The sequence below is a fragment of the Citrobacter sp. C348 genome, assembly GCF_047467975.1.
Lineage (GTDB): Bacteria > Pseudomonadota > Gammaproteobacteria > Enterobacterales > Enterobacteriaceae > Citrobacter > Citrobacter gillenii.
On sequence record NZ_JASJUJ010000011.1, the window covers coordinates 69042 to 90864 of the forward strand.

The window sequence follows — 21823 nt, forward strand, 5'->3', positions numbered from 1 at the left end:
CGATGATGAAATGGTGCTCTATGAACCGTGATGAGATCTGCCTGCTGCTGACAGATAAAATTAAGCAGCTGAAAAACAATGAAAATAAACTCAGTGAATTACTGCCAGATATCCGCCTTCTGTACGGCACGGAGCCGGCGGCGCGTACTCCGGTCATGTATCAGCCTGGCATCATATTTCTCTTTTCGGGACATAAAATTGGTTACATCAATGAGCGTGTGTTTCGTTATGACGCCAACGAATACCTGCTGCTCACCGTACCTTTACCCTTTGAATGTGAAACGTATGCGACACCGGAGATTCCACTAGCCGGTCTGCGGCTGAATGTCGATATCCTGCAATTGCAGGAACTCCTGATGGACATTGGCGAAGATGAACTGTTCCAGCCTGCAATGGCGGCGAGCGGAATAAACTCGGCCACGCTTTCTGATGAGATTCTTTGCGCGGCCGAGCGTTTGCTGGATGTGATGGAGCGACCGCTGGACGCGCGAATTCTGGGAAAACAGATCATCCGTGAGATTTTGTACCATGTGCTGACCGGTCCACGCGGTGGCGCATTGCTTGCGCTGGTCAGCCGTCAGACGCATTTCAGTTTGATCAGTCGCGTGCTGAAGCGCATCGAAAACAAGTACACCGAGAACCTCAACGTTGAGCAACTGGCGGCAGAAGCCAACATGAGCGTGTCGGCGTTTCATCATAATTTTAAATCGGTGACCAGCACTTCACCGCTGCAGTATCTGAAGAGTTATCGCCTGCATAAGGCGCGGATGATGATCATTCACGACGGCATGAAGGCCAGCGCGGCAGCAATGCGGGTTGGCTATGAGAGCGCGTCGCAGTTTAGCCGCGAGTTTAAACGGTACTTTGGCGTAACGCCGGGGGAGGATGCGGCAAGAATTCGGACGATGCAGGGAAGTTAATGATGTTCACCGTTGGCCTGATTAGCAAAGCGGCATCAGGCGAAAATGCCGGGTGATTTTACCCGGCCAACGATGACGACTCAGGCGCTACAGCATTTTTTTTTAATCACCACGAACAAGGTACCTAGCAGACCAGCAGTTAACAGCGCGATGGGTAGGATCATCAGAAAGGTCATCACCTGATCTTCATGGCGTTTAACGAATGGGATCATGCTGAGAGCATAGCCAAAGCTGGTGACCACGGTGACCCACAGCAGGCCGCTCAGCCAGTTAAAGAACTGAAACCGGCGGTTAGGCAGACCTGAAATCCCCGCCATGGTCGGTAACAGGGTGCGAACAAATGCCAGGAAACGTCCCGCGAGCAGCGCCATCAGACCGTGTTGGTCAAACATACAGGTGGCACGCTGATGATATTTTTCAGGTAATTGCGCCAGCCAGCTTTTCACCGTCCGCGTATTGCCCAACCAGCGCCCTTGAATATAGCTCAGCCAACAGCCCAGACTGGCTGCGGCAGTCAGAATAGCAATTGTCGGGAGAAAGCTCATCACGTCCTGCGCGATCAGCGCTCCGGCCAGTAACAGCAGGCTGTCTCCGGGTAAAAAGGAAGCAGGCAGCAGACCATTTTCTAAAAACAACGTGGCAAACATGACGAAGTACACCACACTCACAACGTGCGGATCTGCCAGCGCGGCAAAATCGTGTTGCCAGAGCGCGGAGATAATATCTTGAATGACTACCATGGACTTTCCTGTGGAACAGCATTTATGAGTGGATTGTACTCCTGAATTGTCCGGGATGCCTTGATCCCGGACGCAACAATTGCAGACTTTTCCAGCAGAAGTGTCTGCATATATGTCCAACTGCGGCAATGTTACTCGATTCGGGCGAATCCGGCGGCTAAATCCGCAATCAGATCGTCAACATTTTCTAAACCGATGTGTAAACGGATGAGCGTACCGCTGAAGTCCACGTTGCCTTCAGGACGGATGGCGGCAATGTGTTCGGGTTGATTGGCCAGAATCAGTGATTCAAACCCGCCCCAGGAGTAGGCCATGCTGAACAGCGTAAAGTGATCCAAATACGCTGACAGCTCGTCATTGTTCAGCTTCTTATTCAACACAAACGAGAACAGACCGCTGCTGCCGGTAAAATCACGTTTCCAGAATTCGTGCCCTTTGCTGCCGGGAAGCGCGGGGTGGTTGACGCGGGCGACCTGCGGATGATCGGCCAGCCATTCGGCAACCTTCAGGCTGCTTTCGTGATGCTGGCGCAGACGAACGCCCAGAGTCCGCAGTCCGCGGCTGGTCATATAGGCGGTATCGGCATCCAGCATTTGCCCCATTAAATAGGCGTTTTCGCGCAGTTGGTCCCAGCAGCGGGCATTTGATACCGCCGTACCGACCATTGCATCGGAATGGCCAATCAGGTATTTGGTGCCCGCCTGAATTGAGATGTCGATTCCAAAATCCAGCGCGTTGAACAGCACCCCGGCAGCCCAGGTGTTATCGATCATGATGATGGCGTCCGGCGCGACGCGTCTGACGGCGGCGACAATCGCCGGAACATCATGCACTTCCATGGTGACGGAGCCTGGAGATTCCAGAAATACCACTTTGGTGTTCGGCTGAATGTGCTTCACAATATCGGCGCCCACTAACGGATCAAACCAGCCGGTGGTTACGCCGAGCTTGCCGAGGATCTTCGTGCAAAAATCCTGGCTCGGCTCATAGGCCGTGTTGGTCATTAGCACGTGGTCGCCGTGTTCAACAAAGGCCAGAATCGTATTGGCAACGGCTGCAGCGCCACAGGGAAACAGGGCGCATCCCGCGCCGCCTTCCAGCTCGCACATGGCTTCCTGCAGGGAGAAATGCGTCAACGTACCGCGACGCCCGTAAAAAAGCGCGCCGTTAGCGCGATTGTGCGTGGCCTGCTTTTTGGCCTCAACGGATTCGAAAACCAGTGAAGAGGCGCGTTGGATCACGCTGTTGACGGAACCCAGCGTGTACTTTTTACTGCGTCCTGCCTGAACGAGTTTAGTCTCGAGGTGCTTGTCTGCCATGTTGGATTACCTATTTTTATACGTCTGGATGTCTAAACTAGCATGAATCCAGGGCGGCGCATCCAGCAGAAGGGCCATAAAGTAGAAAATAGTCCCAAAATGTGTCTGCTGACTTTTTTACTGCGTAAGCGCAAGGAAAAGAAACCAAAGGTGCGGCACTATGTAAATAGTAATGAGAACGACTATCAATTCGACGTCTTTTTGATATCATTACGCTCAGATTTTGTGATTTGCGTCCTGGAGATACAGAGTGGGTAATAATTTGATGCAGACGGACCTTTCCGTCTGGGGTATGTATCAGCACGCCGATATCGTGGTTAAGTGCGTGATGATTGGGCTAATTTTGGCGTCCGTGGTCACCTGGGCTATCTTCTTCAGTAAGAGCCTTGAGTTCTTTACGCAGAAGCGCCGTCTTAAGCGCGAACAGCAACTACTGGCAGATGCCCGCTCTTTAGATCAGGCAAGTGAGATTGCCGCGGGATTCGACGGAAAAAGCCTGGGCGCAATGTTAATTAACGAAGCGCAGAACGAGCTGGAACTGTCAGAAGGCAGCGATGACAACGAAGGGATTAAAGAGCGTACCGGGTTCCGCTTGGAACGTCGTGTTGCCGCTGTAGGGCGTCATATGGGGCGGGGTAATGGATATCTGGCGACCATTGGGGCTATCTCTCCCTTTGTGGGCCTGTTCGGTACGGTATGGGGCATCATGAATAGCTTCATCGGTATTGCACAAACGCAAACGACGAACCTGGCCGTGGTTGCGCCGGGGATTGCAGAAGCGCTGTTAGCCACCGCGATTGGTCTGGTTGCCGCTATTCCTGCTGTTGTTATCTACAACATCTTCGCCCGTCAGATTGGCAGCTACAAAGCCATGCTGGGTGATGTTGCGGCACAGGTGCTGTTATTGCAAAGTCGCGATCTGGACCTGAGTGCAAGTGCTGCGGCGCATCCGGTACGCGCTGCGCAGAAATTACGTGTAGGATAATGTTCCATGGCAATGAGTTTTAATGAAAACCTGGACGATAACGGTGAAATGCACGACATCAACGTCACGCCGTTTATCGATGTTATGTTGGTGTTGTTGATCATTTTTATGGTGGCCGCGCCGCTGGCAACGGTGGATGTGAAGGTGAATCTACCGGCTTCGACCAGCACGCCGCAACCGCGTCCTGAAAAACCGGTTTACCTGTCAGTGAAAGCGGATAACACGATGTTTATCGGCAACGATCAGGTGACCGATGAAACCATGATTAACGCGCTAAACACGCTGACAGAAGGCAAGAAAGACACCACTATCTTCTTCCGGGCTGATAAAACCGTCGACTATGAAACCATGATGAAAGTGATGGATACGCTGCATCAGGCAGGTTTCCTGAAGATTGGTTTGGTTGGTGAAGAGACCGTGAAAGCGAAGTAATCTCTGTTGCCGGGTGAAGGGTTTCACCTTACCCGGCCTCCTCTTTCGGCTTCCTCCATTCCTTCATTTCTTTTCGTCCAGCGCGACGGTAGTGACTTTGGTCGCGGCGTAACTCCCTTCAGATAGCTTACGCGTCAGGCGCAATGTCGCCGTTTCTCGCGCGAGTAAATGCTGGTACGCGCTTTCCAGACGGGCCATGATTTTGTCCCGCAGCGCCGGCTGTTGGGCAATAATGGCTTCAATGGTGGCACCGTAGATCTCTTCTTTGGCTTGCAGAGCATAGATTTCCCGGCGGTTTTGCCACTTCATGCGTACCAGGGCTGCAGGTATTGATACCATCTCCTGAGCCACGCTCTCCAGCGTGGCGCTCTTATTAGCAATTAAGATATCCAGATTCTGCTTTAAGACAAACTCGTCACTTTTATAGTTGTCTAAAGCCAAATACACGTTATTATCCTCAACATCTTTCATTTTATTTCTCTTCCAGAGAATAAAAAATCGGATCGCTGGTTTCGCGAGTCAGTAAATTAAGCCAAATTTTATTGCCCTGCTCATTTATTAACGCAGTATTTTTTGCCAAAATTTTACTTAATTCTTGTGCGTTAATGTCACCTTCCGCTTGCAGTGAATTAAGCAAACGGGTGAACGATTCGATTTTTGCAGCACGAAACAGTCGCTCTTTTAAATGGCGGTCACATTCTTCAAATAACATGTTACGGGGCTGACCGGTAGCGGTAGCGCTGATTAAAATATCCGCTTCATACTCGCTTAAGGTGGTCTTTCCCTGAGTCAAATTTTCACTATTTTCTACGGTGTCAGTATTGGTCGGGGATGTAGATAAATGAAAACGAGAGGGAACAAGATGCTCGGGAAGCATGTTGAAATATCCTTTACTGCCAGTGAGGTAAGTTTTTTTAATAAGACAGGCTGCGTTGACAATAGCATGGGGTAATTTTAAAATCAAAAAAAATGGAGCCTATATATGAACAGTATATTTTATTCTGTTATTACCCTGCTATTGCTTACCTGCGGGGTTCTTGTGCTGATGCGCGGTGCAAATAAAAATCGATCGAATGAGGAACTTACCTCTTATCCCAAACTGGAAACACTGAGCAAAGAAGAGGGGGAAGATCATTTCTCAGCACTGATGAATTCGATTACGCCTGTATGGTATTGGCGGGTCAATCATGAATATATTGATTTTATTCACTCGACAATAAAGCGGATGACCATGGTGGAGTTAAATGAAACGCCGGGGCTATTTGATGCACAGCGGCGCTGCAGCGATCTCAATTCAGCGGTCTATAAATATTACGACAACATCAAAAAACGCTGCCTGAGCGGAGAGAAAGTCCCGCACGCCGATTTAGATGTGCTCAATTTACGTCAATGTTTCAGGGAGTTCAGCCTGGAAGCCTATCCTGCACTCGTCGCACTGGTGTGGCCAGAGTTCCAACGCCCGTCCATCAATGCCGAAGAGGTTTAAGGTATATCATTCGCCTCTGAACTGACCAACATGAAACGATGACAGCCGGGTCGACAACGCCGCCCCCGGCACACTGTTTAGACGATTATTTATCTGATGAGGCCTGCCACAGATTGAGCTTGCCGTCGGCGACGTGCTTATCTATCTGCGCCAGTTCTTCAGCGCTGAACGTCAGGTTATTCAACGCCTGAACGTTTTCTTCTAACTGCTCGGGACGGCTGGCGCCAATTAACACTGACGTCACGCGATTATCTTTGAGTAGCCAGCTCAATGCCATTTGCGCCATCGACTGTCCACGCCGTTGCGCCATCTCGTTCAGCAACCGCAGGCTGTTAAGATTCTCTTCCGTCAGCATATTTTCCGTCAGGCCACGGACTTTTTTCCCTTCACGCTGCATGCGCGAGCCTTCTGGAATACCGTTCAGGTATTTCCCCGTCAGCAACCCCTGAGCCAGCGGGGTAAAGGCGATGCAACCAATACCGTTTGTGTCCAGCGTATCCAGCAGGCCACTGCTGTCGACCCAGCGATTAAGCAGGTTGTAGGACGGTTGGTGGATCAGCAGCGGAATTTTCCATTCCCGCAGCAGGTCGGCCATTATTTGCGTGCGCTCCGGGGAATAAGATGAAATACCAACATACAACGCTTTGCCACTTTGCACGGCGTGAGCCAGCGCCGCAGCGGTCTCTTCCATTGGCGTGCTTTCATCAACGCGGTGAGAATAGAAAATATCGACGTAGTCGAGCCCCATGCGTTTCAGGCTCTGGTCGAGGCTGGCAAGCAGATACTTACGCGAGCCGCCAGAACCGTACGGTCCCGGCCACATGTCGTAGCCAGCCTTGGTAGAGATAATTAATTCGTCACGGTACTGCGCGAAATCCTCACGCAATAATCGGCCGAAGTTTTCTTCAGCGCTGCCCGGCGGCGGCCCGTAGTTATTGGCTAAATCGAAATGTGTGATGCCTAAATCAAAGGCTTTACGCAGCAGGGCACGCTGTGAATCCAGTGCTTGGACGTGTCCAAAACTGTGCCATAAACCCAGCGACAGTGCAGGCAAGCGCAAACCGCTGCGGCCACAGTAGCGATAGAGCATCTGCTCATAACGTTCAGGGTTGGCAAACCAGGCCATGAGATCTCCTTAGTGCAGGTTAATCGTGCAGGTGAATTTCGAAACGACGTTTCTATTCTAGCCGTTTCACGATGATTATCCCGTTCACCAGGTCACATTGAGATGAAAAACTGAGAGTTGTGTTTCGTGTTAAAAAGCATCCTTCAGGCGTCGGGCCAGATAGCCGCTCCCTTATTTAACACATGGAATTGATTTTCCAGGTAATAATAATTGCTGTTTTTATTAGCCTTCATATCGATATAACGGGGAGAATCAGCAATGGTTGATGTGCTTAAAAAAGTAAAAAAATAAACAACACATTATATCTTCTTCGTGACCTGCCGATAACAAGGATAAGACTCGCCTGATGGCGAAAATCCTCATCTACGGCAAGGAAACTATTATGCGTTTGCTGCAAAACTTCACTATTCGTATCGTCATGCTGGCAATACTGGGACTATTTTGCCTGCTCTGGTCGGGCGTGGGGTTATTTAGCCTCCATTCGTTATCCAAAATATCAGCAGGCAATGAGATTGATCGTCATCTCGTACAGCAGATGACGGTTCTTAGTCAGGGGAACGATCAGTACTTTCGCTTTGTCACACGGCTAAACCGAGCTGTGGATGTCAAAATTGGCGGCGGAGCGCCTGACTTTGGTCCGGCTCAGCAATCGCTGGATGGTTTGCGTAACAAACTTGAGCAGATGAAAACGCTGTCGCCGGGGCCGATGGATGCGGAAATTGCCACCGCGGTGCTGACGACGTGGCAAGCGCTGCTGGAGAAAGGCGTGATCCCGCAAATGCAACTGGCGCAGCAGGGATCGCTTACCGCCTGGTCAGAGCATGCCAGCACCGTGACACCGGCGCTAAGCCGCGACTTTGGTGCCAGCGCCGAGCGGTTTAATACCGCCGCCGGTGAGCGACTGGATGCGACCCGGATTATGGTCGACGGTAAAACGTCGATTATCCGTACCTTGATTATCACCGCCGTTATCCTCGGTATTGCCATTCTTATTTTTACCGACCGCTATCTTGTATCAATGATGGTGAAGCCGCTGGCACGCATTCGCCAGCAGTTCCGCCAGATTGCTCAGGGCGATCTTAGCCATCCGATTGAAGAATTTGGTCGTAACTGCGTGGGGCAACTGGTGCCTTTACTCAGTGCGATGCAGGACAGCCTGCGTGAAGCCGTCAGTACGATTCGCTCAGGTAGCGACAACATCTGGCGCGGCGCGACGGAGATTTCCAGCGGCAATAACGATCTCTCTTCGCGTACGGAAGAGCAGGCCGCAGCGCTGGAAGAGACCGCCGCCAGCATGGAGCAACTCACCGCCACGGTGAAACTGAATGCTGAGAATGCGCGCGAGGCCAGCCAGCTTGCCGATACGGCATCAGAAACGGCGGGCAAAGGCAGCACGCTGGTTTCGCAGGTGGTGGATACCATGGACGGGATTGCTGCAAGTTCTAAGCAGATCGCCGAAATTACCTCAGTTATTAACAGCATCGCATTCCAGACCAACATCCTGGCGCTCAACGCCGCCGTCGAAGCGGCCCGAGCGGGTGAACAGGGCCGTGGTTTTGCGGTGGTTGCCGGTGAGGTGCGAAATCTTGCCAGTCGCAGCGCAGGCGCGGCGAAAGAGATTGAGACGTTGATTGGCGAGTCGGCGCGCCGTGTCGATCAGGGCGCGCGTCTGGTCAAGGAGACCGGCTTGACGATGGACGCTATTCTGCGCGGAGCAACCGAAGTGACGGCAATTATGAAACAAATTGCCTCCGCCTCTGAAGAGCAGAATAAAGGCATCTCACAGGTGAGCGTCGCGATCACACAAATGGACAGCGTGACCCAACAAAATGCCGCGCTGGTGGAGCAGGTATCGGCGGCGGCAGTGGCGTTGGAGCGACAAACCGAAGACCTGCAGCGTGCCGTTCAGCAGTTCCGGCTTTCCGCAAGTGACGTGCAGCATGCACCCACCAACACCGTTTTACCTGCTGAAGAAAGCGCTGCGCCTAAAGCATCTAAACCGGATGAATGGGTGGCCTTTTAATCTGGCACAAAAAAGTGCGTGATACCTCTGGCCTTTGCTTAAAAAATCGCTATATAATTTATTATATAGCGATTGGAGGTAATGCATGGATAACCATTTTGGAAAAGGCCTGATGGCAGGATTAAACGCCTCAAGTGCAGATAGCGCGCGAACGGTGGCGAATTTTTGTGCTGACTATAAGCGTGGCTTTGTGCTGGGCTTTTCACATCGGATGTTTGAACGAACGGGCGATCGGCAACTGAGTGCGTGGGAGGCGGGGATCCTCACGCGCCGCTACGGGCTGGATAAAGAAATGGTGATGGATTTCTTCAAGGAGAACCAGTCCAGTACAACAATTCGCTTTTTCATGGCCGGCTATCGGCTCGAAGCTTGATCCGAAAGGGGTATTATCTTGCTTTAATTAATTACACTATTGACCTACACCTTCGTTTTGTTGCCCTGCCGAAGTATTATAATGCACATAACCATATAAAAAGTGTGGTAATGGCGCGCCGATCGCAATAAGCAACATGCGGATGGTGCAAAATAAAAGCCAGGTCTTCGCAACGGAATAACAATAAAATGACTGGAGATAACTCTCTCATCAATTCGAACGGCATTAATCGCCGTGATTTCATGAAGCTTTGTGCAGCATTGGCCGCTACCATGGGGCTCAGTAGCAAAGCCGCCGCAGAAATGGCGGAATCAGTATCCCGCCCTCAGCGCCCGCCGGTTATCTGGATAGGTGCTCAGGAGTGTACGGGCTGTACTGAATCGCTACTTCGTGCGACACATCCTACCGTGGAAAACCTCGTCCTGGAGACGATCTCTCTGGAATACCATGAGGTACTTTCCGCCGCCTTCGGCCACCAGGTTGAAGAGAACAAACATAACGCTCTGGAGAAGTACAAAGGGCAGTATGTTCTGGTCGTAGATGGTTCTATCCCACTGAAAGATAACGGTGTTTACTGCATGGTTGCCGGTGAGCCTATTGTGGATCATATCCGCAAGGCGGCCGAAGGCGCTGCGGCGATCATTGCTATCGGCTCATGTGCCGCATGGGGTGGTGTTGCTGCCGCGGGCGTTAACCCAACGGGGGCAGTTGGCTTGCAGGAAGTCCTGCCAGGCAAAACCATCATCAATATTCCAGGCTGTCCGCCGAACCCGCATAACTTCCTCGCAACGGTCGCACACATCATCACCTACGGTAAGCCACCGAAGCTGGATGCGAAAAACCGTCCAACGTTTGCCTACGGTCGTCTGATCCACGAACACTGCGAGCGTCGTCCGCACTTTGATGCGGGTCGTTTTGCTAAAGAGTTCGGCGATGAAGGCCATCGTGAAGGCTGGTGCCTCTACCATCTGGGCTGTAAAGGGCCAGAAACCTATGGCAACTGCTCAACGTTACAGTTCTGTGATGTTGGCGGCGTGTGGCCAGTGGCGATCGGTCACCCTTGCTACGGCTGTAACGAAGAAGGCGTCGGTTTCCATAAAGGCATTCACCAACTCGCTTCTGTGGAAAACCAAACTCCGCGTTCAGAGAAGCCGGATGTCAACCTGAAAGAAGGTGGCAACATTTCTGCTGGGGCTATTGGGCTGCTGGGTGGCGTAGTAGGACTGGTGGCCGGCGTCAGCGTGATGGCGGTACGTGAACTGGGACGTCAGCAAAAGAAAGATAACGCTGACTCACGGGGAGAATAACCGTGAACAGACGTAACTTTATTAAAGCAGCTTCTGGCGGAGCATTGCTGTTGGGCGCTGCGCCGTCCGTCAGCCATGCGGCTGCAGAAAACCGTCCGCCGATCCCGGGTTCCCTTGGGATGCTGTATGACTCGACGCTGTGTGTCGGCTGTCAGGCCTGTGTCACCAAGTGTCAGGACATCAACTTCCCAGCGCGCAACCCTGAGGGGGAGCAAACCTGGTCGAACAACGACAAACTGTCACCGTACACCAATAACATCATTCAGGTGTGGCGTAGTGGAACAGGCGTTAACAAAGACCAGGAGCAGAACGGCTACGCGTACATCAAGAAACAATGTATGCACTGTGTCGATCCGAACTGCGTTTCTGTTTGTCCGGTCTCCGCGCTGAAAAAAGATCCGAAAACCGGCATCGTCCACTATGACAAAGATGTCTGTACCGGTTGCCGTTACTGCATGGTCGCTTGCCCGTACAACGTGCCTAAATACGACTACAACAACCCGTTTGGTGCACTCCATAAGTGCGAGCTGTGTAACCAGAAAGGTGTAGAGCGCCTGGATAAAGGTGGTTTACCGGGCTGTGTTGAAGTGTGTCCTGCCGGTGCGGTGATTTTTGGTACGCGCGAAGAGCTGATGGCTGAGGCGAAAAAACGCCTGGCGCTGAAGCCTGGCAGCGAATACCACTATCCGCGTCAGACGGTGAAAGACAGCGATACCTATCTGCACACGGTGCCGAAATATTACCCGCACCTGTACGGCGAGAAAGAAGGCGGCGGTACGCAGGTATTGGTACTGACGGGCGTTCCTTATGAAAACCTGGATCTCCCACAGCTGGCTGACCTGTCAACCGGTGCGCGTTCTGAGCATGTTCAACATTCCCTGTATAAGGGCATGATTTTACCCCTGGCAGCGCTGGCGGGCATAACCGTGCTGGTTCGTCGTAATATGAAAAACGACCATCACGATGGAGGAGACGATCATGAGTCATGATCCTAAACCGCTGGGCGGAAGAATAATCAGCAAGCCGGTCATTATTTTTGGGCCGTTAATCGTCCTGTGTATGCTCCTGATCGTAAAACGTCTGGTCTTCGGGTTGGGCTCAGTCTCCGATCTGAACGGGGGATTCCCGTGGGGTGTATGGATCGCGTTTGACCTGTTGATCGGCACCGGTTTTGCCTGTGGCGGTTGGGCACTGGCATGGGCGGTCTATGTTTTCAACAAAGGGGAATATCACCCGCTGGTGCGCCCAGCCTTGTTGGCGAGCCTGTTTGGTTATTCTCTGGGTGGTCTGTCGATCACCATTGACGTCGGTCGTTACTGGAACCTGCCGTATTTCTACATTCCGGGCCACTTTAACGTGAACTCGGTGCTGTTCGAAACGGCAGTCTGTATGACCATTTATATCGGCATCATGGCGCTGGAATTTGCGCCGGCCTTGTTTGAACGCCTGGGGTGGAAAGTTTCGCTCAAGCGTCTGAACAAAGTGATGTTCTTTATTATCGCCCTCGGCGCACTGCTGCCGACAATGCACCAGTCTTCAATGGGTTCATTGATGATTTCTGCCGGTAATAAGGTGCATCCACTGTGGCAAGCCTATGAAATGCTGCCGCTATTCTCGGTGCTTACCGCTTTTATAATGGGCTTCTCGATCGTCATCTTTGAAGGTTCGCTGGTACAAAGCGGCCTGAAAGGTAATGGGCCGGACGAGAAGAGTTTGTTCATCAAACTGACGAATACGATTAGCGTCTTGTTGGCGATCTTCGTGGTTCTACGCTTTGGTGAACTGATCTATCGGGACAAGTTGTCGTATGCGTTTGCAGGCGATTTCTACTCAGCCATGTTCTGGCTTGAGGTTGTGCTGATGGTCTTCCCGTTGGTGGTACTGCGTATCGCGAAACTGCGAAATGACTCGCGCATGCTGTACCTGTCTGCGCTGAGCGCATTGCTGGGTTGTGCAACATGGCGTCTGTCCTATTCGCTGGTGGCGTTCAATCCTGGTGGTGGCTACCACTACTTCCCGACCTGGGAAGAACTGTTGATTTCTATTGGTTTTGTGGCTATTGAGATTTGTGCATACATCGTACTCATTCGTCTACTGCCGATACTTCCTCCTTTAAAACAAAACGATCAAAATCGTCATGAGGCGAGCAAAGCATGAGCCAGAGAATTACTATTGATCCGGTAACCCGTATTGAAGGCCATTTACGCATCGACTGCGAAATCGAAAATGGCGTGGTATCAAAAGCATGGGCGTCCGGTACCATGTGGCGCGGCATGGAAGAGATCGTGAAGAATCGCGATCCGCGTGATGCGTGGATGATTGTGCAGCGTATTTGTGGTGTGTGTACCACCACGCACGCTATCTCTTCCGTGCGCGCTGCTGAAAGCGCACTGAACATTGATGTTCCCGTGAACGCGCAGTACATCCGTAACATTATTCTGGCAGCGCACACCACGCATGACCATATCGTGCACTTCTATCAGTTGTCTGCGCTGGACTGGGTGGATATCACCTCCGCACTGAAAGCCGATCCAGCAAAAGCCTCGGCGATGCTGAACGGCGTGTCGACCTGGCACCTGAACAGCGCGGAAGAGTTCACTAAGGTTCAGAACAAGATCAAGGACCTGGTTGCCAGCGGTCAGTTAGGTATTTTTGCCAACGGCTGCTGGGGTCACCCGGCAATGAAACTGCCACCGGAAGTGAACCTGATTGCAGTTGCACACTACCTGCAGGCGCTGGAATGCCAGCGTGATGCCAACCGCGTCGTGGCGCTGCTGGGCGGTAAAACACCGCACATCCAGAACCTGGCGGTCGGTGGGGTGGCGAACCCAATCAACCTCGACGGTCTTGGCGTGCTGAACCTTGAACGCCTGATGTACATCAAGTCCTTCATTGATAAGCTGAGCGACTTTGTTGAGCAGGTGTACAAAGTGGATACCGCGGTTATTGCCGCATTCTATCCGGAGTGGCTGGAACGCGGCCAGGGTGCGGTAAACTACCTGAGCGCGCCGGAATTCCCGACTGACGGCAAAAACGGCAGCTTCCTGTTCCCAGGTGGTTACATTACCGATGCAGACCTGTCGACCTATCGTCCGATCACCTCTCATTCTGATGAATACCTGATCAAAGGGATTCAGGAGAGTGCGAAACATGCGTGGTACAAAGACGAAGCGCCGCAGGCGCCGTGGGAAGGAACAACGGTTCCGGATTACACCGGCTGGTCTGACGATGGCAAATACTCCTGGGTTAAAGCGCCAACCTTCTACGGCAAAACGGTGGAAGTGGGTCCACTGGCTAACATGCTGTGTAAACTGGCGGCAAAACGCGAGTCTACCCATGCCAAGCTGAATGAGATCATTGCGATTTACACCAAGCTGACCGGTAAAACCATCGAGGTGGCACAGCTGCATTCGACGCTGGGTCGTATCATTGGTCGTACCGTTCACTGCTGTGAACTGCAGAACGTTCTGCAAAATCAGTATAACGCGCTGATCGTAAACATCGGCAAAGGCGACCACACCACCTTCGTGAAACCGAATATCCCGGCCACCGGCGAATTCAAAGGTGTCGGTTTCCTTGAAGCGCCACGCGGTATGCTGTCTCACTGGATGGTGATTAAAGACGGCATTATCAGCAACTACCAGGCGGTTGTACCGTCAACCTGGAACTCTGGCCCACGTAACTTTAATGATGAAGTAGGGCCGTATGAGCGTTCACTGGTAGGCACGCCGATTGCCGATCCGAACAAACCGCTGGAAGTGGTGCGTACTATTCACTCCTTCGACCCTTGTATGTCATGTGCGGTGCATGTGGTGGACGTTGACGGGAACGAAGTCGTCTCAGTTAAGGTTCTGTAATGCGGATATTAGTCTTAGGGGTCGGCAATATTTTGCTGACCGACGAAGCCATCGGGGTACGTATCGTTGAGGCATTAGAGCAACGGTACATCCTGCCAGACTATGTTGACGTTCTGGACGGCGGTACGGCGGGGATGGAGCTGCTCGGCGATATGGCGGACAGAGATCATCTGATCATTGCTGACGCCATTGTGTCGAGAAAAAGCACGCCGGGAACCATGATGGTCCTGCGGGATGAAGAGATCCCGGCGCTGTTTACCAATAAAATCTCGCCGCACCAGCTTGGCCTGGCCGACGTGTTGTCGGCCCTGCGTTTTACCGGCGAGTTTCCGAAGAAGCTGACTCTGGTCGGCGTTATTCCGGAATCGCTGGAGCCGCATATCGGGCTAACGCCGACGGTTGAAGCCATGATTGAACCTGCGCTTGAGCAGGTTCTCGCCGCGCTGCGCGAATCGGGTGTGGAAGCCATCCCTCGGGAGGCGGCCCATGTCTGAAGAGTTTTTAGGCTTTCAGACAGCCCCAAAAGCGCAGATTCAGGCCGCGTTTGAAGAGGTAGCCCGCCGTTCGATGCACGATCTTTCGTTCCTGCATCCGAATATGCCGGTGTATGTTTCTGATTTTACGCTGTTTGAAGGTCAGTGGACGGGGTGTGTAATCACGCCCTGGATGCTGAGTGCACTGATTTTCCCAGGGCCAGATCAGATCTGGCCCCTGCGAAAAGTCAGCGAGAAAATGGGGCTGCGTCTGCCATACGGTGAGATGACATTTACCGTTGGCGAACTGGATGGTGTATCGCAATACCTGTCCTGTTCGCTGATGTCGCCGCTTTCGCACAGCCTGTCGGCACAAGAGGGTGTCCGCCTGACTGACGATTGCGCAAAAATGTTGCTATCGCTGCCGGTGAGCGATCCGAACGCACCACAACTTGGTCGTCGCGCGCTGCTGCTGGGCCGTCGGAACTGCGAAAATGCATGAACTGTCTCTTTGCCAGAGCGCGGTTGAAATTATTCAGCAGCAGGCAGAGCAGCACGATGTTAAACGTGTTACCGGCGTTTGGCTGGAAATTGGCGCGCTCTCCTGCGTTGAGGAGAGCGCCGTACGTTTCAGTTTTGACATCGTCTGTCAGGGCACGGTCGCGCAGGGATGTGCGTTGCACATTGAGTACAAACCCGCCCAGGCCTGGTGTTGGGATTGCAGTCAGGTTGTGGAAATTACCCAGCATGATGCGCAATGTCCACGTTGTCAGGGCGATCGTTTGCGGGTTGAAAGCGGCGATTCACTGAAAGTGAAAAGTATTGAAGTTGAATAGCCCATAGGTTGCTATGGGGCGGAGTGAGATATGTGTATTGGAGTCCCGGGTCAGGTTCTGGCCGTCGGTGAAGATATTCACCAGCTTGCGCAGGTTGAAGTGTGCGGTATCAAGCGCGATGTCAACATTGCACTGATTTGTGAAGGCGAACCGGCTGAGCTGGTCGGGCAATGGGTACTGGTGCACGTAGGATTTGCTATGAGCATCATCGATGAAGATGAAGCCAAATTCACGTTGGATGCACTTCGCCGCATGGAGTATGACGTCACCAGCGCGTGACAACTTCGCTTATCAGGCCTACGCCTTATATGTAAGCCGGATAGGGCATTTATGCCGCCATCCGGCATCTTGCGTTAGCCCTGACGTTTGTCTTCGGTATTGGTATCGAAGTCACGGGCGTCATGGCGTTCATGAAGCTGTTCATTCAGCGGCCCGTTAGTGCGGTTCACAATCCGTCCACGCTTAACCGCCGGACGCGCTGCAACCTCTTTGGCCCAACGTTGAACGTGTTTGTAGCTCCCCGCATCAAGGAATTCTGCCGCGTCATAGACGTTGCCCAGCACCACATTGCCAAACCACGGCCAAATGGCCATATCGGCAATGGTATATTCATCCCCCGCCACAAACTGATGCTGCGCCAGTTGCTTATCCAGCACGTCGAGTAAACGCTTGGCTTCCATCGTGAAGCGATTGATCGCGTACTCAATTTTTACCGGCGCATAGTTGTAGAAGTGGCCGAAACCGCCGCCGAGGAAGGGGGCTGCGCCTTGTAGCCAGAACAACCAGTTCAGCGTTTCGGTACGTTTCGGTAAATCCTGCGGCAGGAAATAACCATATTTCTCTGCCAGATAGAGCAAAATGGAGCCAGACTCAAACACGCGTACCGGTGGGTTTTGCGAATGGTCGCGTAGCGCTGGGATCTTTGAGTTCGGGTTCACTTCAACAAAGCCGCTGGAAAACTGGTCACCCTCGCCAATACGGATGATCCAGGCATCATATTCCGCGCCGGTCACGCCCTGCGCCAGCAGCTCTTCCAGCATAATCGTCACTTTCTGACCGTTTGGTGTACCCAGTGAGTAGAGTTGCAGCGGATGCTTGCCGACCGGTAGCGTTTTCTCGTGCGTAGGGCCGGAAACCGGACGGTTGATGTTGGCGAATGCACCGCCGTTGGATTTATCCCACGTCCAGACTTTCGCGGGCTGATAAGTATTGTCTGACATAGTGACCTGCCTTCTGAGTGGTTGTGTTGAAGCAGTGTAGCAGTTAGGGAAAACTCAATTTAACAGATTGGGACTTTATGTCGCGTTGTGCTGAAAGGGGAAGATAAATCTAACCCGTTCATTGTACGCAGACCGTACTCCATGAAGAGGAAATCAATGTTGGACGGAAATTGCTACCGTACTACCCTCAATAATTGGCGGTGAAAAAGCAGTAACAATGAAAAATGGTGTTCCAGGAGTAAGCGGTTATCAGGGCCCGGCGGGTGGGTGGGGCGCGGTAAAAGCTGTCACTGCTTCGGTGTTTTCGCAAAAGGCCGTCGCGCGCGACATTATCGCGATGTTCAAAATGAACCAGGTTAAAGGGTTTGATTGCCCGGGGTGTGCGTGGCCCGATCCGAGCCATCGTGCGCCGATGGAACTGTGCGAAAACGGCGTAAAGGCAGTGTCCTGGGAAACCACCAGTAAGAAAGCCTCACCTGCATTTTTTAGCCGCCACCCGGTATCGACGCTCTGGCAGTACAGCGATTATGCGCTGGAAAATATTGGCCGTTTGACGCACCCGATGAAATACGATCCCGTGACGGATACCTGGCAGGCCGTGGCGTGGGACAAGGCGTTTCAGGAAATCGGCGAGCGGCTGCGCAGCTATGACTCTGCACAGCAGGTTGAGTTTTATACCTCCGGCAGGACCTCAAATGAAGCGGCGTTCCTGTATCAGCTGTTTGCCCGCGAATACGGCAGCAGCAACTTTCCCGATTGTTCAAACATGTGTCATGGCCCAACCAGCGCAGGGCTGACGCAGGCCATTGGCCTTGGGAAAGGGACTGTGCAGCTTGACGATTTCGACCAGTGCGATCTGGTGATTTGCATTGGACATAATCCTGGCACTAACCATCCACGCATGCTGACTACGTTACGCGACGTCGCCAAACGCGGGGCTAAAATTATCTCCATTAACCCGCTGACCGAGCGGGGGCTTGAGCGCTTCAGCTTCCCGCAAAGTCCGAAAGAGATGTTCACCGGTCAGGCAACAGAGCTCAGCAGTGATTACTACCAGGTCAAAATGGGCGGTGACGCCTCGCTGCTCAAAGGCATCATGAAGGCGTTGATCGAAATGGATGAAGCGCGGATCCTGCTGGGTCAGCAGCCTACGCTCGATCATGCGTTTATCGACGAACATACCGCGGGTTATTCGGCGTTGTATGACGATTTACGTCAGTGTTGCTGGGCTGAACTGGAGCAGGACTCTGGTCTGACGCGCAGCCAGATGGAAGACCTGGCGCACAGCTATAACAAATCTCGCGCGACGATCATTTGTTATGGATTGGGTATTACCCAGCATAAAAACGGCACCGAAAACGTCCAGCAACTGGTAAACCTGCTGTTGCTGAAGGGCAATATGGGTAAACCGGGGGCGGGGATCTGCCCACTGCGCGGGCATTCCAACGTGCAGGGCGACCGTTCCGTAGGGATTAACGAGGCGGCATCTGAAGACTTCCTGCAGCGCCTGGAAGCGCATTTTTCTATCAACGTTTCGCGTCAGCATGGTCGCTCCAGCGTGGAAAGTATTCGGGCGATAGAGCGCGGTGAGGCGAAGGCATTGATTTGCATGGGCGGGAATCTGGCGGTGGCGATGCCGCAGCCGCAGCGTACCTTCGAGGCGATGAAAAAGCTGGATATGCAGGTTCACATTGCGACCAAGCTCAATCGTTCGCATTTGCTGCTGGCAAAACACAACTATCTGCTACCCGCGCTGGGCAGAACGGAACGCGATATGCAGGCAACGGGTATTCAGTCAGTAACCGTCGAGGATTCTATGTCGATGGTCCACGCTTCCTGTGGTGGGCTGAAACCGGCCTCTCAATGGCTAAAATCGGAACCGGCGATTGTCGCGGGGCTGGCTCGCGCCACGCTTCCCCACTCGCCGGTAAACTGGGAAGCGCTGACCGGGAACTATGCGTTGATCCGCGACGCCATCGAGGCCGTTATTCCGGCGTTTCGCGATTACAACGCGCGTATTGTCGAGCCTGGCGGATTTCGTATGGATACGCCGGCTTCGCGGCGTGAATGGCATACCGCGAACGGTAAAGCCAATTTTGTCGTCAGCCGCCAGCGTGCAGTCGAGCGGGAAAAACAGCCTGCTGAGGCGCTGGTGCTGGCCACACTGCGTAGCCACGATCAGTACAACACTACTATTTATGGTATGAACGATCGCTATCGTGGCATTACCGGTCGTCGGGATGTGGTGTTTTTAAGCGCCGTGGAAGCAACGGCCCGCGGGCTGGTTCAGGGCAATGTCGTCAACGTTCAGGCGCTGGACGACCACGGCAAACCTTGCGTGGATCGTATGATGCGCGGGTTAACGGTCGTTATTTACGACATGGCGGCGGGGTCGATCGGCGCGTATCTGCCGGAAGCGAATGTGCTGCTGTCGCTCGATGCGGTCGATACGGAAAGTCTGACCCCGGCGTATAAAAGCGTGCCGGTTATCCTCAGTAAAGCGTAGCTCCTGCTACGAATTTTTCGCCTCTGAGCGCCAGCCGCTGCGTTGAGGTGTATGATAAGTCGACCTCTGTCCGGTTAGTGTCGCAGAGCAGGCAATCAGAGCGAAAAATTCACGCCAACCTGCTCAGGCTGTATTGTTTTGAGGTAAGGTGCATGAGCAAAGGAACGACCAGTCAGGATGCCCCATTCGGGACATTATTGGGCTACGCCCCCGGCGGCGTAGCAATCTACTCTTCAGATTACAGCTCCCTGGACCCACGGGACTACGACGATGATGCTGCGTTTCGCAGCTATATCGACGACGAATACATGGGCCATAAATGGCAGTGCGTCGAGTTCGCGCGCCGTTTTCTCTTTCTCAACTATGGCGTAGTCTTCACCGATGTGGGTATGGCCTGGGAGATCTTTTCCCTGCGCTTCCTGCGCGAAGTGGTGAATGACAATATCCTGCCGTTACAGGCATTTCCCAACGGCTCACCCCGCGCGCCGGTAGCTGGCGCTCTACTTATCTGGCAAAAAGGCGGTGAGTTCAACGAAACGGGCCATGTGGCGGTCGTCACCCAGTTGCTGGAAAATAAAATCCGTATTGCTGAACAGAATGTGATCCACACGCCGCTGCCGCCCGGACAGCAGTGGACCCGCGAGCTGGAGATGGTAGTTGAAAATGGCCACTACACCCTGCGTGATACCTTTGATGACACCACGATCCTCGGCTGGATGATCCAAACTGACGATACCCGCTACAGTCTGCCGCAGCCGGAGATCGACAATGACGCCCTGAAGATTGGCGGCGCGAGACTGGAAGATAGCGGACAGTTTGATGGTAAGTGGCTGAACGAGCAGGATCCGTTGCAAAAAGCCTACGTATTGGCAAATGGTCATGTGATCAATCGGGATCCGCATCAGTACTTCACCATTACTGAAAGCGCGGAGCAGGAGCTAATTAAAGCGACCAACGAACTGCATCTGATGTATCTGCACGCCACCGACAAAGTGCTGAAAGACGATAACCTGCTGGCGCTGTTCGATATTCCAAAAATTCTCTGGCCGCGTCTGCGCCTGTCCTGGCAGCGTCGTCGGCACCATATGATCACCGGTCGTATGGATTTTTGTATGGATGAGCGCGGGCTGAAGGTGTACGAGTACAACGCCGATTCCGCATCGTGCCATACTGAAGCAGGCCTGATCCTTGAACGCTGGGCTGAGCAAGGCTACCGTGGGCAGGGGCACAATCCGGCAGAAGGGCTGATCAATGAACTGGCCGGCGCCTGGAAGCACAGTCGCGCGCGTCCTTTCGTTCACATCATGCAGGATAAGGACATTGAAGAGAACTACCACGCGCAGTTTATGCAGCAGGCGCTGCGCCAGGCGGGTTTCGAGAGCAAAATCCTGCGTGGTCTGGATGAACTGCGTTGGGATGATGCTGGTCAGTTGATTGACGGCGAAGGTCGTTTGGTGAACTGCGTCTGGAAAACCTGGGCGTGGGAAACCGCGATTGAGCAAGTGCGAGAGGTCAGTGAAACGGAGTACGCCGCCGTGCCAATTCGTACCGGACATACTCACCAGGAAGTACGACTGATTGATGTTCTGCTGCGCCCGGAAGTGCTGGTCTTCGAGCCGTTGTGGACGGTTATTCCCGGCAACAAGGCAATATTACCGATCCTATGGCAACTATTCCCTCATCATCGCTATCTGCTTGATACTGATTTCACTGTTAATGAAGAGCTGGCGCAAACCGGTTATGCGGTGAAACCCATTGCAGGACGTTGTGGTAGCAACATCGATCTGGTGAGTCATCAGGAAGAGTTGCTGGATAAAACCAGCGGTAAGTTTGCCGAGCAGAAAAACATTTATCAGCAACTTTGGTGTTTGCCAAAAGTTGCCGGTAAATATATTCAGGTCTGTACCTTCACCGTAGGTGGTAACTACGGCGGCACCTGCCTGCGCGGTGACGAGTCGCTGGTGATTAAAAAAGAGAGCGATATCGAGCCGTTGATTGTGGTGAAAGGGGCGTAACCTTTCCGATCTGTTTCCAATTGCGCTAAAAAGCTGGGGCATGCCTCCGGCTTTTTTATTTATTGTTATATAGGCTGTGATTATATTAAGCATGGCTGTGGTGGATATATTAAATCATTCATATATTCATCGTATGAAGCAGTTATGTTTATTTTTTCATTAATTCAGTGAATGGCTTTTGTTTTAATTATTTTTATTTGTTTGT

Annotated in this window: 22 protein-coding genes; 16 read left to right on the top strand and 6 right to left on the bottom strand. The window is 52.6% G+C overall.

Translation table 11 applies throughout. The annotated features are described in order from the left end of the window. Nucleotides 1–20: 20 nt before the first annotated feature. Entirely contained in the window at nt 21–920 is a 900-nt protein-coding gene (locus QNN86_RS19080; RefSeq protein ID WP_181619517.1) for an AraC family transcriptional regulator, read from the top strand. A gap of 80 nt (nt 921–1000) precedes the next feature. Here QNN86_RS19080 and yghB read toward each other — a convergent pair whose 3' ends face one another. Both yghB and metC read right to left on the bottom strand, forming a co-directional pair. Continuing rightward, the gene (gene yghB / locus QNN86_RS19085; protein ID WP_115257486.1) at nt 1001–1660 is read right to left on the bottom strand and encodes a DedA family general envelope maintenance protein YghB; all 660 of its coding nucleotides are present in this window, start codon (nt 1658–1660) and stop codon (nt 1001–1003) included. A 131-nt stretch (nt 1661–1791) separates the two neighbouring features. After that, nucleotides 1792–2979: a cystathionine beta-lyase gene (gene metC, locus QNN86_RS19090; protein WP_414212190.1), complete on the bottom strand. Its 1188-nt coding sequence runs from the start codon at nt 2977–2979 to the stop codon at nt 1792–1794. 250 nt (nt 2980–3229) lie between these two features. On the opposite strand from metC, the gene exbB reads away from it, so the two are divergent. Together exbB and exbD are read left to right on the top strand one after the other, a co-directional pair. Beyond that, on the top strand, nt 3230–3964 hold the full coding sequence (exbB, locus tag QNN86_RS19095; protein WP_181617921.1) for a tol-pal system-associated acyl-CoA thioesterase: 735 nt from the start codon (nt 3230–3232) through the stop codon (nt 3962–3964). A gap of 6 nt (nt 3965–3970) precedes the next feature. Next, on the top strand, nt 3971–4396 hold the full coding sequence (gene exbD / locus QNN86_RS19100; RefSeq protein ID WP_096755670.1) for a TonB system transport protein ExbD: 426 nt from the start codon (nt 3971–3973) through the stop codon (nt 4394–4396). Nucleotides 4397–4459: 63 nt separating this feature from the next. Here exbD and QNN86_RS19105 read toward each other — a convergent pair whose 3' ends face one another. Both QNN86_RS19105 and QNN86_RS19110 read right to left on the bottom strand, forming a co-directional pair. Beyond that, a complete protein-coding gene (locus QNN86_RS19105) occupies nt 4460–4867 on the bottom strand; it encodes a cytoplasmic protein (RefSeq protein ID WP_181617920.1) in 408 nt (135 codons plus the stop codon). Nucleotide 4868: 1 nt separating this feature from the next. Next, nucleotides 4869–5273 (bottom strand): hypothetical protein, encoded by a 405-nt coding sequence (locus QNN86_RS19110; RefSeq protein WP_181617919.1) that lies wholly within the window; start codon nt 5271–5273, stop codon nt 4869–4871. Between the two features lie 105 nt (nt 5274–5378). Between QNN86_RS19110 and QNN86_RS19115 the strand changes: the two genes are divergently transcribed. Continuing rightward, nucleotides 5379–5882 carry an ESA_00282 family adhesion-associated protein gene (locus QNN86_RS19115; protein WP_181617918.1) on the top strand — a complete coding sequence of 168 codons (504 nt, stop codon included), beginning with the start codon at nt 5379–5381 and terminating at the stop codon, nt 5880–5882. A gap of 85 nt (nt 5883–5967) precedes the next feature. Here QNN86_RS19115 and QNN86_RS19120 read toward each other — a convergent pair whose 3' ends face one another. Further along, a complete protein-coding gene (locus QNN86_RS19120; RefSeq protein WP_181617917.1) occupies nt 5968–7008 on the bottom strand; it encodes an aldo/keto reductase in 1041 nt (346 codons plus the stop codon). A gap of 382 nt (nt 7009–7390) precedes the next feature. Between QNN86_RS19120 and QNN86_RS19125 the strand changes: the two genes are divergently transcribed. The 10 genes from QNN86_RS19125 (at nt 7391) to hybG (ending at nt 16156) form a co-directional block, all read left to right on the top strand. Next, nucleotides 7391–9031 carry a methyl-accepting chemotaxis protein gene (locus QNN86_RS19125; protein WP_096759333.1) on the top strand — a complete coding sequence of 547 codons (1641 nt, stop codon included), beginning with the start codon at nt 7391–7393 and terminating at the stop codon, nt 9029–9031. An 85-nt stretch (nt 9032–9116) separates the two neighbouring features. Next, nucleotides 9117–9404, top strand: coding sequence for a DUF2623 family protein (locus QNN86_RS19130; RefSeq protein WP_096755675.1), 288 nt, complete (start codon nt 9117–9119; stop codon nt 9402–9404). A 188-nt stretch (nt 9405–9592) separates the two neighbouring features. Next, complete coding sequence (gene hybO, locus QNN86_RS19135; RefSeq protein WP_096755676.1) at nt 9593–10711, top strand: hydrogenase 2 small subunit; 1119 nt, start codon at nt 9593–9595, stop codon at nt 10709–10711. A gap of 2 nt (nt 10712–10713) precedes the next feature. After that, the gene (gene hybA / locus QNN86_RS19140) at nt 10714–11700 is read left to right on the top strand and encodes a hydrogenase 2 operon protein HybA (RefSeq protein WP_096755677.1); all 987 of its coding nucleotides are present in this window, start codon (nt 10714–10716) and stop codon (nt 11698–11700) included. Beyond that, the gene (gene hybB / locus QNN86_RS19145; protein ID WP_096755678.1) at nt 11690–12868 is read left to right on the top strand and encodes a Ni/Fe-hydrogenase cytochrome b subunit; all 1179 of its coding nucleotides are present in this window, start codon (nt 11690–11692) and stop codon (nt 12866–12868) included. Before hybA ends, hybB begins: the two co-directional genes overlap by 11 nt. Then, nucleotides 12865–14568 carry a hydrogenase 2 large subunit gene (hybC, locus tag QNN86_RS19150; RefSeq protein ID WP_115257492.1) on the top strand — a complete coding sequence of 568 codons (1704 nt, stop codon included), beginning with the start codon at nt 12865–12867 and terminating at the stop codon, nt 14566–14568. Before hybB ends, hybC begins: the two co-directional genes overlap by 4 nt. Then, on the top strand, nt 14568–15062 hold the full coding sequence (locus QNN86_RS19155) for a HyaD/HybD family hydrogenase maturation endopeptidase (protein WP_414212196.1): 495 nt from the start codon (nt 14568–14570) through the stop codon (nt 15060–15062). Before hybC ends, QNN86_RS19155 begins: the two co-directional genes overlap by 1 nt. Next, a complete protein-coding gene (gene hybE, locus QNN86_RS19160; RefSeq protein WP_181617915.1) occupies nt 15055–15543 on the top strand; it encodes a hydrogenase-2 assembly chaperone in 489 nt (162 codons plus the stop codon). Before QNN86_RS19155 ends, hybE begins: the two co-directional genes overlap by 8 nt. Further along, entirely contained in the window at nt 15536–15877 is a 342-nt protein-coding gene (hypA, locus tag QNN86_RS19165) for a hydrogenase maturation nickel metallochaperone HypA (protein ID WP_096755682.1), read from the top strand. The genes hybE and hypA overlap by 8 nt, the downstream gene beginning before the upstream one ends. 30 nt (nt 15878–15907) lie before the next feature. Next, the gene (gene hybG / locus QNN86_RS19170; protein ID WP_048213216.1) at nt 15908–16156 is read left to right on the top strand and encodes a hydrogenase maturation factor HybG; all 249 of its coding nucleotides are present in this window, start codon (nt 15908–15910) and stop codon (nt 16154–16156) included. A gap of 74 nt (nt 16157–16230) precedes the next feature. On the opposite strand, the gene yghU is transcribed toward hybG, so the two are convergent. Beyond that, nucleotides 16231–17097 carry a glutathione-dependent disulfide-bond oxidoreductase gene (yghU, locus tag QNN86_RS19175; protein ID WP_182270972.1) on the bottom strand — a complete coding sequence of 289 codons (867 nt, stop codon included), beginning with the start codon at nt 17095–17097 and terminating at the stop codon, nt 16231–16233. A gap of 217 nt (nt 17098–17314) precedes the next feature. Between yghU and QNN86_RS19180 the strand changes: the two genes are divergently transcribed. Together QNN86_RS19180 and gss are read left to right on the top strand one after the other, a co-directional pair. After that, nucleotides 17315–19603 carry an FdhF/YdeP family oxidoreductase gene (locus QNN86_RS19180; protein WP_414212199.1) on the top strand — a complete coding sequence of 763 codons (2289 nt, stop codon included), beginning with the start codon at nt 17315–17317 and terminating at the stop codon, nt 19601–19603. Nucleotides 19604–19755: 152 nt separating this feature from the next. Beyond that, nucleotides 19756–21618 carry a bifunctional glutathionylspermidine amidase/synthase gene (gene gss / locus QNN86_RS19185; RefSeq protein WP_414212201.1) on the top strand — a complete coding sequence of 621 codons (1863 nt, stop codon included), beginning with the start codon at nt 19756–19758 and terminating at the stop codon, nt 21616–21618. Nucleotides 21619–21823 lie beyond the last annotated feature (205 nt).

Bases quoted from the DNA above. Each gene is read 5' to 3' on its own strand.
- hybO (WP_096755676.1), top strand. From the start codon at position 9,593: ATGACTGGAGATAACTCTCTCATCAATTCGAACGGCATTAATCGCCGT.
- hybC (WP_115257492.1), top strand. From the start codon at position 12,865: ATGAGCCAGAGAATTACTATTGATCCGGTAACCCGTATTGAAGGCCAT.
- QNN86_RS19115 (WP_181617918.1), top strand. From the start codon at position 5,379: ATGAACAGTATATTTTATTCTGTTATTACCCTGCTATTGCTTACCTGC.
- QNN86_RS19155 (WP_414212196.1), top strand. From the start codon at position 14,568: ATGCGGATATTAGTCTTAGGGGTCGGCAATATTTTGCTGACCGACGAA.
- hybB (WP_096755678.1), top strand. From the start codon at position 11,690: ATGAGTCATGATCCTAAACCGCTGGGCGGAAGAATAATCAGCAAGCCG.
- hybE (WP_181617915.1), top strand. From the start codon at position 15,055: ATGTCTGAAGAGTTTTTAGGCTTTCAGACAGCCCCAAAAGCGCAGATT.
- metC (WP_414212190.1), bottom strand. From the start codon at position 2,979: ATGGCAGACAAGCACCTCGAGACTAAACTCGTTCAGGCAGGACGCAGT.
- hypA (WP_096755682.1), top strand. From the start codon at position 15,536: ATGCATGAACTGTCTCTTTGCCAGAGCGCGGTTGAAATTATTCAGCAG.
- QNN86_RS19110 (WP_181617919.1), bottom strand. From the start codon at position 5,273: ATGCTTCCCGAGCATCTTGTTCCCTCTCGTTTTCATTTATCTACATCC.
- QNN86_RS19180 (WP_414212199.1), top strand. From the start codon at position 17,315: ATGAAAAATGGTGTTCCAGGAGTAAGCGGTTATCAGGGCCCGGCGGGT.
- QNN86_RS19130 (WP_096755675.1), top strand. From the start codon at position 9,117: ATGGATAACCATTTTGGAAAAGGCCTGATGGCAGGATTAAACGCCTCA.
- exbD (WP_096755670.1), top strand. From the start codon at position 3,971: ATGGCAATGAGTTTTAATGAAAACCTGGACGATAACGGTGAAATGCAC.
- QNN86_RS19080 (WP_181619517.1), top strand. From the start codon at position 21: ATGAACCGTGATGAGATCTGCCTGCTGCTGACAGATAAAATTAAGCAG.
- hybG (WP_048213216.1), top strand. From the start codon at position 15,908: ATGTGTATTGGAGTCCCGGGTCAGGTTCTGGCCGTCGGTGAAGATATT.
- QNN86_RS19120 (WP_181617917.1), bottom strand. From the start codon at position 7,008: ATGGCCTGGTTTGCCAACCCTGAACGTTATGAGCAGATGCTCTATCGC.
- yghB (WP_115257486.1), bottom strand. From the start codon at position 1,660: ATGGTAGTCATTCAAGATATTATCTCCGCGCTCTGGCAACACGATTTT.
- QNN86_RS19105 (WP_181617920.1), bottom strand. From the start codon at position 4,867: ATGAAAGATGTTGAGGATAATAACGTGTATTTGGCTTTAGACAACTAT.
- yghU (WP_182270972.1), bottom strand. From the start codon at position 17,097: ATGTCAGACAATACTTATCAGCCCGCGAAAGTCTGGACGTGGGATAAA.
- QNN86_RS19125 (WP_096759333.1), top strand. From the start codon at position 7,391: ATGCGTTTGCTGCAAAACTTCACTATTCGTATCGTCATGCTGGCAATA.
- gss (WP_414212201.1), top strand. From the start codon at position 19,756: ATGAGCAAAGGAACGACCAGTCAGGATGCCCCATTCGGGACATTATTG.